Source organism: Streptomyces sp. Y1 (assembly GCF_041053115.1).
Classification (GTDB): Bacteria; Actinomycetota; Actinomycetes; order Streptomycetales; family Streptomycetaceae; genus Kitasatospora; species Kitasatospora rubellomurina.
Window position 1 is genome coordinate 7,063,692 of record NZ_CP163445.1, and the last position, 18,040, is coordinate 7,081,731.

The 18,040-nt window shown below is 73.7% G+C and carries 14 protein-coding genes; 5 read left to right on the plus strand and 9 right to left on the minus strand.

The features are described from left to right. Positions 1-80: 80 nt before the first annotated feature. Positions 81-917, minus strand: coding sequence for an alpha/beta fold hydrolase (locus AB2U05_RS30470; protein WP_045692004.1), 837 nt, complete (start codon positions 915-917; stop codon positions 81-83). A 254-nt stretch (positions 918-1,171) separates the two neighbouring features. Between AB2U05_RS30470 and AB2U05_RS30475 the strand changes: the two genes are divergently transcribed. Next, the gene (locus AB2U05_RS30475; protein ID WP_045692003.1) at positions 1,172-1,726 is read left to right on the plus strand and encodes a Dps family protein; all 555 of its coding nucleotides are present in this window, start codon (positions 1,172-1,174) and stop codon (positions 1,724-1,726) included. 63 nt (positions 1,727-1,789) lie between these two features. Here the strand turns inward: AB2U05_RS30475 and AB2U05_RS30480 are convergent, their stop codons facing one another. From AB2U05_RS30480 to AB2U05_RS30490, 3 genes are all read right to left on the minus strand, one after another. After that, entirely contained in the window at positions 1,790-3,214 is a 1,425-nt protein-coding gene (locus AB2U05_RS30480; protein ID WP_369184863.1) for an NAD(P)/FAD-dependent oxidoreductase, read from the minus strand. Between the two features lie 139 nt (positions 3,215-3,353). Further along, positions 3,354-3,836, minus strand: a complete 483-nt coding sequence (locus AB2U05_RS30485; protein ID WP_369184864.1) for a DoxX family protein — start codon at positions 3,834-3,836, stop codon at positions 3,354-3,356. A gap of 29 nt (positions 3,837-3,865) precedes the next feature. Further along, complete coding sequence (locus AB2U05_RS30490; RefSeq protein ID WP_369184865.1) at positions 3,866-4,528, minus strand: hydrolase; 663 nt, start codon at positions 4,526-4,528, stop codon at positions 3,866-3,868. Positions 4,529-4,807: 279 nt separating this feature from the next. Here AB2U05_RS30490 and AB2U05_RS30495 point away from each other — a divergent pair, with 279 nt between their 5' ends. Further along, positions 4,808-6,685, plus strand: a complete 1,878-nt coding sequence (locus tag AB2U05_RS30495; RefSeq protein WP_369186015.1) for an amidohydrolase — start codon at positions 4,808-4,810, stop codon at positions 6,683-6,685. A 156-nt stretch (positions 6,686-6,841) separates the two neighbouring features. Next, the gene (locus AB2U05_RS30500; RefSeq protein ID WP_045692068.1) at positions 6,842-7,504 is read left to right on the plus strand and encodes a YoaK family protein; all 663 of its coding nucleotides are present in this window, start codon (positions 6,842-6,844) and stop codon (positions 7,502-7,504) included. A 66-nt stretch (positions 7,505-7,570) separates the two neighbouring features. Here AB2U05_RS30500 and galT read toward each other — a convergent pair whose 3' ends face one another. Beyond that, a complete protein-coding gene (galT, locus tag AB2U05_RS30505; protein WP_369184866.1) occupies positions 7,571-8,674 on the minus strand; it encodes a galactose-1-phosphate uridylyltransferase in 1,104 nt (367 codons plus the stop codon). A gap of 256 nt (positions 8,675-8,930) precedes the next feature. Between galT and galK the strand changes: the two genes are divergently transcribed. Then, entirely contained in the window at positions 8,931-10,076 is a 1,146-nt protein-coding gene (gene galK, locus AB2U05_RS30510; protein WP_369184867.1) for a galactokinase, read from the plus strand. Between the two features lie 13 nt (positions 10,077-10,089). Here galK and AB2U05_RS30515 read toward each other — a convergent pair whose 3' ends face one another. The 4 genes from AB2U05_RS30515 to AB2U05_RS30530 form a co-directional block, all read right to left on the minus strand. Next, entirely contained in the window at positions 10,090-10,896 is an 807-nt protein-coding gene (locus AB2U05_RS30515; protein ID WP_045691996.1) for a DeoR/GlpR family DNA-binding transcription regulator, read from the minus strand. A gap of 256 nt (positions 10,897-11,152) precedes the next feature. Further along, positions 11,153-12,184 carry an ABC transporter permease gene (locus AB2U05_RS30520; RefSeq protein WP_369184868.1) on the minus strand — a complete coding sequence of 344 codons (1,032 nt, stop codon included), beginning with the start codon at positions 12,182-12,184 and terminating at the stop codon, positions 11,153-11,155. Beyond that, complete coding sequence (locus tag AB2U05_RS30525) at positions 12,181-13,767, minus strand: sugar ABC transporter ATP-binding protein (RefSeq protein WP_045710351.1); 1,587 nt, start codon at positions 13,765-13,767, stop codon at positions 12,181-12,183. The genes AB2U05_RS30520 and AB2U05_RS30525 overlap by 4 nt, the downstream gene beginning before the upstream one ends. A gap of 130 nt (positions 13,768-13,897) precedes the next feature. Next, positions 13,898-14,944 (minus strand): substrate-binding domain-containing protein, encoded by a 1,047-nt coding sequence (locus AB2U05_RS30530; protein WP_045691993.1) that lies wholly within the window; start codon positions 14,942-14,944, stop codon positions 13,898-13,900. Between the two features lie 595 nt (positions 14,945-15,539). Here AB2U05_RS30530 and AB2U05_RS30535 point away from each other — a divergent pair. Next, positions 15,540-18,005 carry an RICIN domain-containing protein gene (locus AB2U05_RS30535; protein WP_369184869.1) on the plus strand — a complete coding sequence of 822 codons (2,466 nt, stop codon included), beginning with the start codon at positions 15,540-15,542 and terminating at the stop codon, positions 18,003-18,005. Positions 18,006-18,040 lie beyond the last annotated feature (35 nt).

The window sequence follows — 18,040 nt, forward strand, 5'->3', positions numbered from 1 at the left end:
GCCGCTGTCCGAACCAGGGGCGACGGCGGCACCGACGAGGGGACGGACGGCCGCGGTCGGGGGAGGCGCGGCCGCCCGGGTCACTTCGCGAGGAAGGCGAGCAGCGCGGTGTTGACCTCCTCGGCGTGGGTCCAGAGCAGGCCGTGCGGGGCGCCCTCGATCTCCACGTACTCGGCGGAGGGCAGTGCGCGGTGGAAGGGGCGGGCGGTGTTCTCCACGGGCAGGATGCGGTCGCCGGTGCCGTGCAGGATGAGGGTGGGGACGTCGATGCGGGGGATGTCGGCGCGGAAGTCGGTGTACCAGGTGGTCGGGGCGGCCGAGGCGGCGAAGGAGCCGCCGCTCGCGGCGACGTTCCAGCTGTTGCGGACGGCCTCTTCGCTGATCCGGCTGCCGAGGTTCTCGTCCAGGTTGTAGAAGTCCTGGTAGAAGGCGGTGTAGTAGGCGTACCGGTCGGCCTTGACGGCGGCCACGATGCCGTCGAAGAAGTCCTTGGTGGCGACGCCGTCCGGGTTGTCGTCGGTCTTGAGCAGGAACGGCTCCAGGGAGGCGAGGAAGGCGACCTTGGCGATGCGGGCCGAGCCGTAGGCGGACACGTAGCGGGCGACCTCGCCGGTGCCCATGGAGAAGCCGACCAGCACGGCGTCGCGCAGGTCGAGGGTCTCCAGCAGGGTGTTGAGGTCGGCGGCGAAGGTGTCGTAGTCGTAGCCGGTGGTCGGCTGCGAGGACTGGCCGAAGCCGCGCCGGTCGTAGGTGATGACGCGGTAGCCGGCGGCCAGCAGCTCGGCGCTCTGGCGCTCCCAGGAGTGTCCGCTCAGCGGGAAGCCGTGGATCAGGACGACCGGCTGCCCGGTGCCGTGGTCCTCGTAGTAGAGGTCGATGGAGGTGGAGTTCTCCTGGCCAACGGTGATGAACGGCATGGTGGTTCCTCTTTCTCGGGCAGCGGGTTGGCTGCGATGCGGCTCACGCTAGGGGCGGCCGCCGCCGGCCGGTGGCCTCGGAGAGCACCCGCTCTCGCCCGAGAGTGCTCCGGGTGCCGCCCGGCGCGTCGGGCGGGCCCCGGCCCCGGTGCGGGTGCGCGGAAGGACCGCAGCCGGTGCGCCGTCGGAACAGGCCGTGGGCCGGCGCGTTCCTAGCCTGGTCCCCGAACCGCCCAGCCATCCCCGGGAGCACCATGAGCAGCCAGCCGCACCTCCACCAACACGCCGCCGAGATCCAGGAGTTCGGAACCGTCACCCAACTGCCGATCGCGCTCTCCCACGACGCCCGGCAGTACTCCTGCCAGCGGCTCAACCGCGTCCTCGCGGACACCCAGTTCCTGTACGCGCTGTACAAGAAGTGCCACTGGGGCATGCGCGGGCCGACCGCCTACCAGCTGCACCTGCTCTTCGACAAGCACGCCCAGGAGCAGTTGGAGCTGGTCGACGCGCTCGCCGAGCGGGTGCAGACGCTCGGCGGCGTCGCCGTGGGCGATCCACGGCACGCCGCGCTGATCACCGGGGTGCCGCGCCCGCCGGACGGCGTGGAGGACGTCCACTCGATGCTCTCGCGTCTGCTCGACGCCCACGAGACCGTCCTCGCCGACGTCCGCGACGCCGCCACCCGCACCGCGGAGCTCGGCGACGACGGCACCCAGGACCTCCTGGTGTCCCAGATCATCCGCACCGGCGAGACCCAGGTCTGGTTCCTCGCCGAGCACCTGGTCGTCACCCCCGGGACCCGGGCCTGACCGCGGGCCGGGTCCGCTCGAAGGCGGACCCGGCACCGTCAGTCTTCGCCGGGGGCTTCCTGCTCAGCCGCGCCAGGTCTCCAGCAGACGCAGCCAGACCTCGCTGATGGTCGGGTAGGCCGGCACCGCGTGCCACAGCCGGCCGAGCGGCACCTCGGCGGTGACGGCGACGGTCGCCGAGTGCAGCAGCTCCGTGACCCCGGACCCGACGAAGGTGGCCCCCACCACGGTCTCCCGGTCCAGGTCGATGACGGCCCGGGCCCGGCCGCGGTACCCGTCGGCGTGCAGCGAGGCGCCCGCGACGTCGGCGAGGTCGTAGTCGACGGCCCGCACCCGCAGGCCCCGGGCGGTCGCCTCGGCGAGGGTGAGGCCGACCGAGGCCGCCTCCGGGTCGGTGAAGACCACCTGGGGCGCACCGGCCCGGTCGGCGGTCGCGACGCTGCGCCCCCAGGGGGCGACGTCCAGGTCCCGGCCGGCCGCCCGGTCGGCGATCGCGGTGCCGAACACCCGTGCCTGGTACTTGCCCTGGTGGGTCAGCAACGCGCGGCCGTTCACGTCGCCGGCGGCGTAGAGCCAGCCGCCGTCCACGCCGACGGCCAGCCCGGTGTCGTCCACCGCGATCCACCCGCCGGGTTCCAGGCCGACCGTCTCCAGCCCCAGGTCCTCCGTGGCGGCCCTTCGCCCGGTGGCGAACAGCACCTCGTCGGTGCGCAGTTCACCGTGTTCCCCGAGGTCCAGGGCCACCTCGCGGTCGCGGGTCAGGCCGCGCACCGACACCCCGGTCCGTACGTCGACACCGGACTCCCGCAGGGCGGCGGCGACGAGCTCGCCCGCGAAGGGTTCCATCCGCGGCAGCAGCCCGGACCCGCGGACGAGCAAGGTGACCCGGCTGCCCAGGGCGCTCCAGGCCGTGGCCAGTTCGGTGGCGACGGCGCCACCGCCGACGACGGCCAGCCGGGCGGGGACCGCGGCGGAACCGGTCGCCTCCCGGCTCGTCCAGGCGCCCGCGCCCCCGAGGCCCGGGAGGTCGGGCAGGGCGGCGCGGGTGCCGGTGCAGACCGCCACGGCGTGCCGGGCGGTCAGGACGCGGCGGGCTCCGTCGGTGCCCTCCACCCGCACGCGCCGCGGGCCGTCCAGCCGGCCGTGCCCGCGGACGAGCGTGATCCCGGCGGACTCCAGCCAGGCCACCTGGCCGTGGTCCTTCCAGTGCGAGGCGAAGCCGTCGCGCCGGCGCAGCACCGCCGCGGCGTCGAGGGCGCCGGTGACCGCCTCCCGGGCGCCGCGCAGCCGCCGGGCGTCCCGCAGGGCGGCCGGCGGGCGGAGCATCGCCTTGCTCGGCATGCAGGCCCAGTAGGAGCACTCGCCGCCGACGAGCTCCCCCTCCACGATCGCCACGCTCAGCCCGCCGGCTCGCGCGCGGTCGGCGAGGTTCTCCCCGGTCGGGCCGGCGCCGATCACCACGACGTCGAACTCCTCGGATCCGCTCATCTGTCAGTCGCCTCCTCGTCACCCCCCTGGGGATGACGGTCGTTCACAAGGGAATGGGTTCGCCGTCGACGTTCCGGCGGTTGCGGGCCCCGGGCGGCTTGCGCTGCCCGGGGCCCGCGACGGTCCGGGCGCGGCCGCCTCAGGCGCGGTGCAGGGCGACCCGGGTGGCCAGGCCGCCGCCCACCCCGGCGACCACGGCCGCGGGCAGCCACCACAGCGCCCAGTGCGCCAGGCCGAGGGCGCCGTCCACCGACCACTGGCCGGGGCCGGTGGCGGTCAGCGCCGCGCCGATGACGATCAGGACGAACGGGAACTCGTACCCGTCGTGCTGCACCCACAGCCCGTGGGGCCACTTGACCGTCAGCGCGACCGTCATCACGCCCATCAGCCCCGCGCCGGCCAGCGGGGTCAGCAGGCCGGCGGCCAGCATCAGTCCGGCGCCGATCTGGGTGCCGCCGGCGGCCAGCGCGGTGAGCTTGCCGCCGCGGAAGCCGTCGCCCCGGAACTCGGCGCTGCCGCCCTCCAGGCCGTTGCCGCCGAGGCGGAAGCTGATCTTCTGGACGCCGTGGCCCGCGATCAGCAGACCGGTGACCAGGCGCAGCAGGAGAAGGCCCGTGTTCATGTCGGACTCCGTCGGTTCGGTGCGGGCCGTCAGCCGGCGGCGTGCGGGTCGATCATGGCGTGGGCGTAGACCAGGCCCAGGCCGTAGGCGCCGCCGTGCTCCTTGACCAGTTCGGTCACCGGGACGTAGGTCTCGGCGCGGGCCCAGTCGCGCTGGAGCTCCAGCAGGACCTGGATCCAGGTGACGGGCACGGCGCCGGCGGCGGTCATCCGCTGCAGGGCGTGCTCGTGGGCCAGCGGGCTGACGCCGCCGGAGGCGTCCGAGACGACGTAGACCTCGTAGCCCTGGTCCAGCGCGGACAGGGCCGGCAGGACGAGGCAGACCTCGGTCCACAGACCGGAGAGGACGATCTTGCGACGGCCGGTCGCCTTGACCGCCTCGACCAGGGCCTCGTCCTCCCAGGCGTTCATACTGGTGCGGTCGATGACCTCCTGGTCGGGGAAGACGGCCCGCAGCTGCGGGAGGAGCGGGCCGGAGAAGGACTCGGCGGCGACGGTGGACAGCACGGTCGGCACGTCGAAGATCTTCGCGGCCTTCGCCAGGCCGACGGTCGCGTTGATGATCGCGGTGCGGTCGCCGCTGCCGGTGCCGAAGAACATCTGCGGCTGGTGGTCGACGAACAGCATCATCGCGTTGTCGGGCGTGAGCAGGTCGGGGCTCGGGGCGGCGTGGACGGTGGCGAAGTCGACCATGGGTCTTCTCTTTCCTTGGCAGTGCACAGAATTGACGTTCCATCAGGCTGCCCCGCGATCGGCGGGGCGCCTCCGTCGACGACGCTAGGGCGCGGCGGCCCGGGTGGTCTGCTCGCTGTGCGCCCGGGACTGTCCCGACAACGCACGGCCGTTCGGGCCGGACCGGCCGACCGCCACAGTGCGCTGCGGGGCAACCGCCCATGCGCTGCGGAAGCCCTTCGCGCGCCGTCGACCGCCTAGGTTCGAACGCCACCGAACGAAGGGACCCCCTTGTCCACCATGCCCGTCGCCGGAATCCGCCCCGGCACCCCCGAGCAGCCCGCCGACCTGGTGGTGCGCAACGCCAAGGTGCACACCAACGACCCGCGCCGCCCCCGGGCCACCGCCGTGGCCGTCCGGGACGGACTGGTCCAGGCGGTCGGCGACGACGCGGACGTCGCCCCGCTGGTCGGCCCCGGCACCCGGGTGGTCGACGCGCTCGGCCGCCGGGCCGTCCCCGGACTCAACGACGCGCACCTGCACGTCATCCGCGGCGGCCTCAACTACGTGCTGGAGCTGCGCTGGGACGGCGTCCCGACGCTGCGCGAGGCCCTCGCCATGCTCCGGCTGCAGGCCGAGCGCACCCCGCCCGGCCAGTGGGTACGGGTGGTCGGCGGCTGGTCCGCCGACCAGTTCGCCGAGCGGCGCCTGCCCACCCTGGCGGAACTCGACGCGGCGGCGCCCGACACCCCCGTCTTCGTGCTGCACCTCTACCAGTCGGCGCTGCTCAACCGCGCCGCGCTGCGCGCCGCCGGCTTCACCCGGGACACCCCCGACCCGGCGGGCGGCCAGATCGTGCGCGGCCACGACGGCGAGCCCACCGGCCTGCTGATCGCCGCCCCCGGCGCGCTGCTGCTCTACTCCACCCTGGCCAAGGCGCCGACCCTGGACGAGGCCGACCGGATCGGCTCCACCCGGCACTTCCTGCGTGAGCTGAACCGCTTCGGCCTGACCTCCGCGATCGACGCCGCCGGCGGCTTCCAGAGCTTCCCCGAGAACTACGGCACCGTCATGGAGCTCGCCCGCCGCGGCGAGCTGACCCTGCGCATCGCCTACCACCTCTTCCCGCAGACCGCCGGGCAGGAACTGGACGACCTCACCCGCTGGGTCGAGACCGTGCGCCCCGGGGAGGGCGACGCGTGGCTGCGCCTCAACGGCGCGGGGGAGAACCTCACCTGGGCCGCCGCCGACTTCGAGAACTTCACCGAGCCCCGGCCGCAACTCGGCTCCTACGAGGCGGAGTTCGAGAAAGCCGTCCGGCTGCTGACCGAGCACGGCTGGGGCTTCCGGCTGCACGCCACCTACGACGAGACCATCCGCCGCGACCTCGCCGTCTTCGAGAAGCTCGCCGCCGAGGGCCTCTTCCCGCAGGGCAACCGCTGGCTCTTCGACCACGCCGAGACCGTCAGCCCGGACAGCCTCGACCGCATCGCGGCCCTGGGCGGCGCCGTCTCCGTGCAGAACCGCCTCTCCTTCCAGGGCGAGGCCTTCGTCTCGCGCTACGGCGCTGCGGCCGCCGCCGAGGCGCCGCCGCTGCGCGCCATGCTGGACCGGGGCCTGACCGTCGCGGCGGGCACCGACGCCACCCGGGTCTCCTCCTACAACCCCTGGGTCGCCCTGCACTGGCTGGTCTCCGGCCGGGCGGTCAGCGGCCGGCGCCTCGCGGCCGCGCACAACCGGCTCGGCCGTGAGCAGGCCCTGGAGCTCTACACCCTGGGCGGCGCCCGCCTCACCGGCGAGGAGGAGGTCAAGGGCCGTCTGACGGTCGGCAGTTACGCCGACCTCGCGCTGCTCAGCGCCGACTACTTCACCGTGCCCGAGGCCGACATCCCGCACATCGAGTCCGTCCTCACCGTCGTCGGCGGGCGGATCGTCCACGCCACCGCGGAGCACCAGGGCCTGGCGCCGGAGCCGCCCGTGGTGACGCCCTCCTGGAGCCCGGTCACCCGCTTCGGCGGCTACCACGCCACCCCCGCCCCCGGCCCGACCGGCGTCCGCCAGGCCGAGGGCGTGCTGGAGGCCGTGGCCGCCTCCGGCGAGCAGCACGCCTGGCGCGCGGCGCGCGGCCTCGCCCTGCCCGGGCAGCCGCAGGCGCCGCTGGACCCCTGCTTCTTCTGACCTGTTTCTTCTGACCCGCGGCTTCTGACCGCGAGCCGCTTCCACCCGGGGGCACCGCCGGACCACGGCGGTGCCCCCGCCCACGTTCCCCCCACCGCCCGAGGAGCCGTCGTGACCACGCCCGTACCCGATTCCCGCCCCGCACCGCCGCCGCCGGTGCCCGGAGCGGAGATCCACGACCGCCACCCGCTCGCCCTGGCCCTGTTCGGCCTCACCCTGGTCAGCGGCCTGATCGACGCCGTCAGCTACCTCGGCCTCGGCCACGTCTTCACCGCGAACATGACCGGCAACGTCGTCGTCATCGCCTTCGCGCTCGCCGGAGCACCCGGATTCTCCGTCCTCGGCTCGTCGATCTCGCTCGCGGCCTTCCTCCTCGGCGCGCTCCTGGCCGGCCGGCTCGCCACCCGGTACGCCGGAACCCGGCGCTCCGCCCGGCTGCGCACGGTCTTCGTCCTGGAGGTCGCGCTGTACGGCGCGGCGGCCGCCGTCGTCTTCGCCCGGGGCGCGGACGGGCCCGCGCGGGACGCCGTGATCGCCCTGCTCGCCCTGGCGATGGGCATCCGCAACGGCACCGTCCGCGGCCTGGGCGTGCCGGACCTCACCACCACCGTGCTCACCCTCACCCTGACCGGCCTGGCCGCCGACTCCCGCCTCGCCGGCGGCGCCTCCCCCCGCCGGCGCCGGAAGGTCCTCTCCGTCGCCGCCATGCTCGCCGGCGCGGCCCCGGGCGCCGTCCTCGTGCTGCACGGGCAGACCGCCTGGGCGCTGGTCGCCAGCGCCGTCCTGGCCGGCGGCACCCTCCTGCTCTACCGCGAGTGACGGGCCTTCGGCAGGACGGCTCGCGGCCGCCCGTCCCTCCCGGGGCGGGCGGCCGCTGCCGGTGCGTCAGGCGGACCCGGCGCCCCGCAGCCGCTCGGCGGCGGACTCCGGGCTGACGTCGGTGACGAAGGCGTCGAGCCCGGACTCCACGCCGGCCAGGTACTTGAGCTTGCCGGGCGCCCGCCGGATGGTGAACAGCTCCAGGTGGAGGGCGAGTTCGGCGCCGCCCTCCTTCGGCGCCTGGTGCCAGGCCGAGATGTACGGGGTCCGGTTGGGCGCCGCGCCGGGCTCGGCGGGGAACAGCGCGTCGAAGCGGCGCAGCAGGTCGAGGTAGAGGCCGGGGAACTCGGCGCGTTCGGCCTCGTCGAGCGCGGTGAGGTCGGGGACCCGGCGGTGCGGGTAGAGGTGCACCTCGTACGGCCAGCGGGCGGCGAACGGGACGAAGGCGGTCCAGTGCTCGCCCTGGAGCACCAGCCGCTCGGGGGAGTCCCGTTCGACGGCGAGCAGGTCCTCGAAGAGGTTCCGGCCGGTACGGGCCCGGTGCGCCTCGGCCCGGGCGATCATCCGGGTGGTGCGGGAGGGGACGAAGGGGAAGGCGTAGATCTGCCCGTGCGGGTGGGCCAGCGTGACGCCGATCTCCGTGCCGCGGTTCTCGAAGCAGTACACCTGCCGGACGCCGGGCAGGGCGGACAGCGCCGCCGTGCGGTCCGTCCAGGCGTCCAGCACGAGGCGCGCACCGGGTTCGTCCAGGTCGGCGAAGGAGGCGTCGTGGTCGGAGGTGAAGCAGACCACCTCGCAGCGGCCGTCGCCCGGCCGGAGGGTGTGCAGCGGTTCGTCCCGGGCCGCGACGTGGTCGGCGGCGCCCGTGGCGAGCGAGGGGAAGCGGTTCTCGAACACCGCGACCTCGTAGTCGGCGGCCGGGATCTCGCTGAGCCGCCCGTCGCGGGAGGGGCACAGCGGGCACTCGCCGGCCGGCGGGTGGTAGGTCCGCTGCTGGCGGTGCGCGGCCACCGTGACCCACTCGCCGAGGACCGGGTCGAGCCGGGTCTCGGAGAGGCTGGCGGTCGGCTCCAGCGGCCGCCGGTCCACGAGGTCGCGGGCCGCGCCCGGCTCCCGGTCGAAGTAGACGAGCTCGCGGCCGTCGGCCAACGTGGTGGCGGTTCTGTGCACCGCTGTACTCCTTACGCGTGGGATGTCGGCCCGGCAGTCTCGAGCTTCAACAGATTCAAACAGAGATGATCGCTTGTCAACAGGCATCGTGGCTGGTGGCGGCTGCTCCGGGCGGCCGACTCGGCCCGACTGAACATGGACATCGCAGATGTTGACCGCGAGGGCGGTCGTGTTTGATTATGTCGGAATTCGCGTCCGTTCGCTGCACCACGGCACGAACGGGAACCACGACGAGCACCAGGCATGGAGCTGACACATGACCGACGAGGCCGCCGCCGACTTCGAGACCGTCCACGGCGCACGCCCGAGCGGCGTGTGGGCCGCCCCCGGCCGGGTGAACCTGATCGGCGAACACACCGACTACAACGACGGCTTCGTCCTGCCCATCGCCCTGCCGCACACCACCCGGATCACCGCCCGCCGCCGCGCGGACGGCCGGCTGCGCCTGTTCAGCGCCCAGGGCGACGGCACGATCACCGACCTCGCGCTCGACCACCTGAAGCCCGGCGTCGTCACCAGCTGGGCCGCCTACCCGGCGGGCGTGTTCTGGGCGCTCGCCGAGGCCGGACACGCGATCGGCGGGGCCGACCTGTTCGTCGACAGCGACGTGCCGACCGGGGCCGGGCTCTCCTCCTCGGCCGCCCTGGAGTGCGCGACCGCCGCCGCGCTGAACGACCTGTACGGGCTCGGCCTGTCCGCGCCGGAGCTCGCCGTGCTCGCCCAGCGGGCCGAGAACGCCTTCGTCGGCGTGCCCTGCGGCGTCATGGACCAGATGGCCTCCGCCTGCTGCACGGACGGCACCGCGCTGTTCCTGGACACCCGGACGCTGGAGCAGCGGCACGTCCCGCTGGACCTGGCGGCCGCCGGGCTGCGGCTGCTGGTGATCGACACCCGGGTCAAGCACGACCTCGGCGACGGCGCCTACGCCGCCCTGCGGGCCGGCTGCGAGCGGGCCGCCGAGCTGCTCGGCCTGCCCGCGCTGCGCGACCTGCGCGCCGCCGACCTGCCGGCCGCCCTGGACCGGCTGCCTGGCGAACTCCGGCCGCTGGTACGGCACGTGGTGACCGAGGACGCGCGCGTGACGGCGACCGTCGAGCACCTGGACGCCGGCCGGATCGCCGAGCTGGGGCCGATCCTGACGGCCGGACACGCCTCGCTGCGCGACGACTTCGGGGTCTCCTGCGCCGAGACGGACCTCGCCGTGGAGGCCGCCGTCGCGGCCGGGGCGCTGGGCGCCCGGATGACCGGCGGCGGCTTCGGCGGGTCCGTCATCGCCCTGGTCGCGGCCGCGCGCGTGGCGGAGGTCTCGGAGGCCGTCCGGGCGGCGTTCCGTTCGGCGGGCTTCGCCGAGCCGGTCACCTTCACCGCCGTCCCCTCGGCGGGCGCCCGCCGCACGGCCTGAGCCCCTCCAGGAATCAGCCGGCGGCCGGGACGACGACGAGCTCGCCGACCGCCTCGGCGAGCACGCCGCGCGCCGTCGCGGGCAGGGCGTCGTCGGTGATGAAGCAGTCGACCTCCGCGAGGGTGGCGAAGCTGCTCAGGCCGACGACGCCCCACTTGGTGTGGTCGGCCACCACGACGGTGCGCCGGGCGGAGGCGATCAGGGCCCGGTTGGTCTGCGCCTCGGCCAGGTTGGGCGTGGTGAGGCCGGCCTGCTCGCTCACCCCGTGCACGCCCAGGATCAGCAGGTCCACGTGCAGCGAATGGATCGTCTGGTCCGCCAGGGCGCCCACCAGGGCCGCCGAGCGGGTGGGCGAGCCGCCGGTCAACAGCAGCGACGGGACGGTCTCCCTCCCGTCGCTCCCGGCTGCCCACAGCAGGTCGGCGATCCGCAGGGAGTTGGTCACCACCGTCAGCTCCGGGACCTCCAGCAGCCGGGAGGCGACCGCGTAGGTCGTGGTGCCGGCCGAGAGGGCCACCACGCTGCCCGGCTCCACCAGTCGCACCGCCGCGTCCGCGAGCGCGGCCTTGGTGCCCTCCTCCAGGGCGGACTTGGCGTCGAAGCCGGGCTCGAAGGCGCTCGCCGTCCCGGTCGCCACCGCGCCGCCGTGCACCTTCTCCACGGTGCCCTGGCGCACCAGCGCGTCGAGGTCCCGGCGGATGGTCATGTCGGACACGCCGAACTGCTCGACCAGTTCGGCGACCCGGATCGCGCCGGTGCGGCGGATGGTCTCCAGGATCAGGGCCTGGCGCTGGGCGGCGAGCAAGGTCTGGTCAGCCACGAAGGACCTTTCGATCGGACGAGCACGTGGGGCTGGGGCGTTCTCGTCGGCGACCGGGAACGCGGCGGGGCCTGCCCGGGCCATTATCCCAGGGCACCGGCGGGCCCTCGGGCCGGGGCCGAACGGGACCGCCGGTGCCGCGGGCAGTCGCGGCACCGGCGGTCCGGCGGCGGTCCGGCCGGGTCCTCCCCGGCCGGCCCCGCGGCCCGCGAGTCGGCGCGGTGGGGGGCGCCCCGGCTCGCGGGAGTTCCTGCGGTCAGGCGGGCAGGCCGACCGCGCGTTCGCGGTTGCGCCGCTGCTGGATGACGACGGCGGCCACCAGCAGGGTGCCCTGGGCGACGTTCTGCCAGAAGGCGTTGATGCCCTGGACGGTGAGGCCGTTCTGCAGTGCGCCGAGCAGCGCGACGGCGAGCAGGGTGCCGCCGATGCTGCCCTTGCCGCCCTTGAGGGCGCAGCCGCCGAGCGCGGCGGCGGTGATCGACTGCAGCTCCAGGCCCTCGCTGCCGGAGACCGGCTGGCCGCTGCCGGTGCGGGCGGTGAGCAGCACGCCGGCCAGGGCGGCGACGGTGCCGGAGAGGGCGTACGCGGCGATCAGGTACTTGTTGAGGTTGATGCCGGCCAGCCGGGCGGCGGTGTCGTTGCCGCCGATGGCGTAGATGTTGCGGCCGATGTCGGTGTACGTGAGCAGGGCGTGCACGGCGGCGGCGGTGAGGATCAGCAGCCAGACCATGGTGGGCAGGCCGGCGATCTTGCCCCGGCTGAGGAAGACGAAGACCGGGTCGTTGAGCACGTAGCCCTGGGCGCGGCCGTCCGAGACGAGCTGGGCGACGCCCTTGTACGCGGCCAGTCCGGCGAGGGTGGCGATGGTCGGGTTGACCCGGCCGTAGATGATGACGGCTCCGTTGAACAGGCCGATGGCGGCGCCGATGGCGAGCGCGGCGCCGATGCCGAGGTAGGGGTTGCTGCCGGTCGAGGTGAAGACCATGGCGCTGGTGACGGAGGCCAGGCCGGCCTGGGAGCCGACCGAGATGTCCAGGCCGCCGCAGATGATCACCACGGTCTGGACGACCGCGAGCAGGCCGGAGATGGTGGCGGCCTCGGCGATGACCTGGATGTTGTCCCAGCCGACGAAGTTCTCGTTGAGCGAGCCGAACAGGGCGACGACGGCGACGAGGGCGCCGATCAGGCTGAGGTTCTGTCCGCCGATCGCGGCGAGCAGGGCGCGCGGGCCGCCGGACCGCACGGGCAGGGCGCCAGCCTCCGGCGCGGGGGGAGTGGCAGTGGTCATCGGGTCTCTCCGGTCTGGGCGGTGCTGGCGAGGTCGTCGGCCGTGGCGAGGTCGTCGGCCATGGCGAGGGCGAGGATGGCCTCTTCCGTCGCCTGGTCGCGGGTGAGTTCGCCGGTGGTGCGGCCGTTCTGCATCACCACGACCCGGTCGGCGAGGCCCAGGACCTCCGGGAGTTCGGAGGAGATGACCAGGACGGCGGTGCCCTCGCGGGCGAGGTCGGCGATGATCTGGTAGATCTCGGCCTTGGCGCCGATGTCGACGCCGCGGGTGGGTTCGTCGAGGATCAGCAGGTCGGGTTTGCGGGCGAGCCAGCGGGCCAGGACGACCTTCTGCTGGTTGCCGCCGGACAGCGTGCGGACCTCCGCCTCGATGGAGGGGGCGCGGACCCGCAGCCGGTCGGCGTACTCCTGCGCGAGGTCCTTCTCCTGGCGGCGCTTGACGAACCGCCACCGGCTGAGCCGGCGCAGGCTGACCAGCGAGGTGTTGTCCCGGATCGTGCGCTGCAGGAACAGGGCCTGGGCCTTGCGCTCCTCGGGCGCCAGGCCGATGCCGGCGGCGATGGCCGCGCGGGGGTCCTTCAGCCGCAGGACCCGGCCGTTGAGGGCGACGGTGCCGGAGCGGATCGGGGCGTCGCCGGCCAGGGCGAGGGCGAGTTCGGAGCGGCCGGCGCCGATCAGGCCGGCCAGGGCGACGACCTCGCCGGCCCGGACCGTCAGACTGATGTCGCGCACGTCGTCGGTGGTGACGTCCCGGACGTCCAGGACGACGCGGTCGGTGGCGACCTGCTGGCGGACGAACAGCGAGGACAGGTCGCGGCCGACCATCAGGCGGACCAGCTCGCCCTCGTCGGTGTCGGCGGCCCGGACCACCCCGGCGACCCGGCCGTCGCGCAGCACCGCGATGCGGTCGGCGAGCCGGAAGATCTCCTTCATCCGGTGCGAGACGTAGACGACGGCGATGCCCTCGTCGCGCAGCCGCCCGATCAGGGCGAACAGCGCCTCGACCTCGTGCTCGGAGAGCGAGGAGGTCGGCTCGTCGAAGGCGATCGCGCGGGGCGGGACGGCGCCGGTCAGGGCCCGCATGATCTCGACCAACTGGCGCTGGGCAGCGGTGAGTTCGGAGCCGAGCAGGTCGGGGTCGAGGACCTTGTCGAAGCCGAGGCGGGCCAGGTCGGCGGTGATCCGGCGGCGCAGCTCGGCGCGGTCCAGGCGGCGCAGCCCGGTGCGGGGCAGCGAGCCGGCGTAGACGTTCTCGGCGACCGGGACGTGCGGGATGATCTCCGGTTCCTGCGGGATGATCCGGATCCCGGCCCGGCGGGCGTCCTGCGGGGAATGCAGGTCGAGGGTCTGGCCGTCCAGCAGGACGCGCCCCTCGGTGGGGCGGTGGTCGCCGGTGAGGATGCGCAGCAGGGTGGACTTGCCGGCGCCGTTCTCGCCCATCAGCGCGGTGACCTGCCCGGGCGGGAAGGAGACGGTGACGTCGGTCAGCGCCTGGACGCTGCCGAAGCGCTTGGACACGCCCTCGGCGCTCAGGCCGGCGGAGCCGCCCGGTGGCGGCGGGGGCGTCGGTTCAGGTGGGGTCATCGGGGCCTCGTTGGCGGTGCGGTGCGGGCGGTGCGGACGGTCTTCGGGAGCGGCGGCGGTGCGGCGGGGCCGGTGCGGGCCCGCCGCACCGCCGGCTCGACGTGGCGTCAGTGTGACGCCGGCTGCGGCGTCAGCTGCAGGACACGCCCGCGGACTGCCAGGTGGCGGCGTCGACCATCTTGGTGGGGGCGAAGGCCTCCTTGGGGAAGTCCTTGCCGTTCTTGAGCTTGTCGACCATGGTCTGGACGGCCAGGGCGCCGACGTCCTTGCCGCTGATGAACAGCGCGGCCTTCATGCCGGAGGGCTTGCCCGCGGCCCAGTCCTTGCACGCCAGGTAGGCGCCGAGGCCGACGCCGTCGATGTCGTCGGGGCTGATCCCGGCGTTCTGCAAGGCGGTGACGGAGCCCTGGACGTTCTCGTCGTTGCAGCCCCAGGTCACCCAGTGCTTGACGCCGGGGTTGGCGGTGATGGTGGCGGCCACCTTGTCCTGCGCGCCGGTCGGGGTGTTGTCGGTGGCCACGTCGATGGTCCGCACGCCCGGCACGGCCTGGTCGAAGGCGTCCTTGGCGGCCTTGACCCGGTCGCCGCAGACCGTGACGTCCTGCTTCCAGGCGGAGATGACCCGGGTGTCGGCCGCGTTCCAGCCGGCCTTCTTGAACTCCTCGGCGGCGCGCTGGCCGACCTGCTGGCCCATCTGCTGGCCGGAGAAGCCGATCCGGGGCACCAGGTCGCCGGCGGCGCACTGCGCCGGGGCGGGGCCGCTGACGCAGACCTGGTCGTCGGAGGTGAGCAGCGCGGCCTTGGCGTCCCGGGCCGTCTGGACCACCTGCGGGCCGACCGCCGGGTCCGGCACCACGATGATCAGACCGTTGCTCTTCTGCGCGATCGCGGCCTGCACCTCACTGACCGTCTTGTTGGCGTCGTTGCCGAGGTTGACGACCTTCAGGTCCGCGCCCAGCTCGGCCGCCTTGGCCTTGGCGCCCGCCGCCTCGTCCACGAAGTACTGCTGGTCACCCTGCTTCTGCAGGTAGGTGATCGAGACCTTGCCGGACACCGGCGCCACCGAGGCGTCGCCGCCGGAGGAGGTCTGGCCGGTGGAGCACGCCGTCAGGCCGACGGAGGTGACCAGGCTCAGTGCGGCGAGCGAGGCCAGACGGGCACGGAGGGAGAGGTGCATGGTGGTGGGCTCCTGAGGGTGTGAGTCCGATCGACTCAGAAGCAAACAGAGTCGATCATAAAACATCGCAATCAAACGCGATGGATCAACAGGAAACGCCCAGCTCAGGCTTGAGTCAAGCGTGGCTTTGCCTGCGGGCCACTTTCGAAACCGTCTCGTTATGCCGCCGGCCGCTGTCTCGCGGGAAGGGGTGGCCGAACGGGCAGATGGCTCCGCGCCCGGGCGCGCGTACGGGCGCGCGCGTGGGCGCGCTCCTGTGATGGCCTGTCGATCGACCTGGTCAGAGGCGGTAGAGGCGGAGCGCGCGGACGCGCCTACTCGTCGGTAGGCGGGCGCGTGGACAGCTTCGGGCACGGCAGGGGGTGGCGTCAATAGTCGGGGACGATCGTTCGTCTCCGGACTGTCCGGATGTGTGTGCATCGGCGTTCATGTCGATCCATGTTGTTGATTAGTGTTGGAAGTTGCGTCTACGCTCCTGCCCCGGTGTATCGGCATGCACCCGCCAGCGCTCGAGTCCCCATCGACCCTCTTCCCCGCCGGCCGAGCCGTGTCCGCCCCCCATGCGATCCGCCGGAGCCGCAGGACAGGAGCACCTATGACCAGATCCCCCCACCCGTTGCGCAGAGGGTTCGCCGCAGCGGCGGCACTCGCCCTCGGTTTCGCGACCGCCGTTGCCACGGCCGCCACCGCGGCGCCGGCCGCGGTCGCCGCGACCACCGTCCAGACCACCGTCACCCTCGACGGCTCCTCGCCCGGCCGCGCCTTCGACGGCCTCGGCGCGATCAGCGGCGGCGGGGCCACCTCCCGCCTGCTGGTCGACTACCCCGAGCCGCAGCGCAGCCAAGTACTGGACTACCTCTTCAAGCCGGGCTACGGCGCCTCGCTCCAGATGCTCAAGGTGGAGATCGGCGGCGACGCCAACTCCAGCGACGGCCCCGAGCCTTCCCACATGCGCACCCCCACCGACGTCAACTGCGGCCGGGGCTACGAGTGGTGGCTCATGGAGCAGGCCAGGGCCCGCAACCCGGACATCACCTTCTACGGTCTGGAGTGGGCCGCGCCGGGCTGGCTGAACGGCGGCATCTGGTCCCAGGACAACATCACCTACCTGCAGTCCTGGCTCGGCTGCGCGCAGAGCCACGGACTGAACGTCGGTTACCTCGGCGGCTGGAACGAGCGCGGCTACGACAAGACCTGGTTCGAGAACCTGCGCACCTCCCTCGACAGCCACGGGTACACCGGGACCACGCTGGTCGCCTCCGACAGCGACGACGAGAACTGGTCGATCGCCACCGACATGGCGGCCGACCCCGCCTTCGACAGGGCCGTCGGCGTCATCGGCCTGCACGGCACCTGCTGGCACTCCACCCCCTCCTACACCGGCTGCCCCGGCAGCAGCACCGCGACGGGCCTGGGCAAGCGGCTGTGGGCCTCCGAGGACGACAACGACAGCTACGGCGCCGACCCGGCGGCCCTGGCCCGCAACGTCAACCGCGAGTACCTCGACGCGAGGATCACCTCGGACATCAAGTGGGCGCTGGTCAGCTCCTGGCCCTCGAACCTGCCGTACGCGGGCGCCGGGCTGATGGGCGCCGACCAGCCCTGGTCCGGCAACTACACGGTGGGCCGCGACATCTGGGTGATGGCGCACACCACCCAGTTCGCCCGGCCCGGCTGGCAGTACCTGGACTCGGCCGGCGGCTACCTGTCCGGCACGGGTGCCAACGGCGATCCGCACAGCGGCAGTTACGTCACGCTCAAGTCCGGCCAGGACTACAGCACAGTCGTCGAGACCACCGACGCCACCGCCGCGCAGACCGTCAGCTTCCGGGTGACCGGTGGCCTGTCCACCGGCGCGGTGCACGTGTGGGACACCGCACTGAACTCCACCGACCCGTCGCAGTGGTTCGTCCACACCCAGGACGTCACGCCGCGGTCCGGCTCGTACACGCTGACCTTCCAGCCCGGCCACGTCTACACCCTGACCACCACCACCGGCCAGGGCAAGGGCACCGCCACCCCGCCGGCCGCCGCGGCCATGGCCCTCCCGTACCGGGCCGACCTCAGCGGCTACCAGGCCGGCGCCACCGCGAAGTACTTCCACGACTGGGCCGGCGCCTTCGAGACCGCGCCCTGCCCGGCCGGGGCGAGCACCCCGACGTGCCTGCGCCAGGTCATCACCCAGGCTCCCATCCCCTGGCACGGCGACATGAACTACACCCCGGCCACCTTCCTCGGCGACCCGTCCTGGGCCGACTACCAGGTGAGCACGGACGTCGACCTCGAACAGGCCGGCACCTCCGCCGAGCTGCTCGGCCGGATCGAGCACGTCGACCACGACCGCAGCGCCTACCACCTGAGGATCGACGACACCGGCGCCTGGAGCCTGGTCACCGAGGACCGCTCCGGCACCGACACCGTGCTCGCGAGCGGCCGCTACCCCGGCGCCGGCGCCGGCACCTGGCACAACCTCGCGCTGGCGATGCAGGGCCAGACCGTCACCGCGTCCATCGACCACCAGCAGGTCGCCTCGGTCGCCGATGCCGCCCACCACACCGGGCAGGCGGGCCTGGGCGTCGGCGGCTTCCAGCACGTCGACTTCGCCAACACCACCGTCACCCCGCTCGCCGCGCCGGCCACCCGGAGCGTCGTCAGCGTCAACAGCTCCAAGTGCCTGGACGTGACGGCCGCTTCGACGGCGGACGGCGCGCAGGTGATCCAGTGGACCTGTGGGGCCGGCAAGGCCAACCAGCAGTGGACGCTGGTGCCCGTCCCCGGCAGCAGCGCGGTCCAGCTGGTCTCCGCGAACAGCCGCAAGTGCCTGGACGTGACCGGCGCCTCGACGGCGGACGGCGCGCAGGTGATCCAGTGGACCTGCGGGGCCGGCAAGGCCAACCAGCAGTGGACGCCGGTGCCCGTCCCCGGCGGCAACGGGGTCCAGCTGGTCTCGGTCAACAGCCGCAAGTGCCTGGACGTGACGGGCGCCTCGACGGCGGACGGCGCGGAGGTCGTCCAGTGGACCTGCGGCACCGGTGCCAACCAGCGCTGGACCGTCTCGTAGCGGACCCATCCACCCCCATCCATCCACCCCCATCC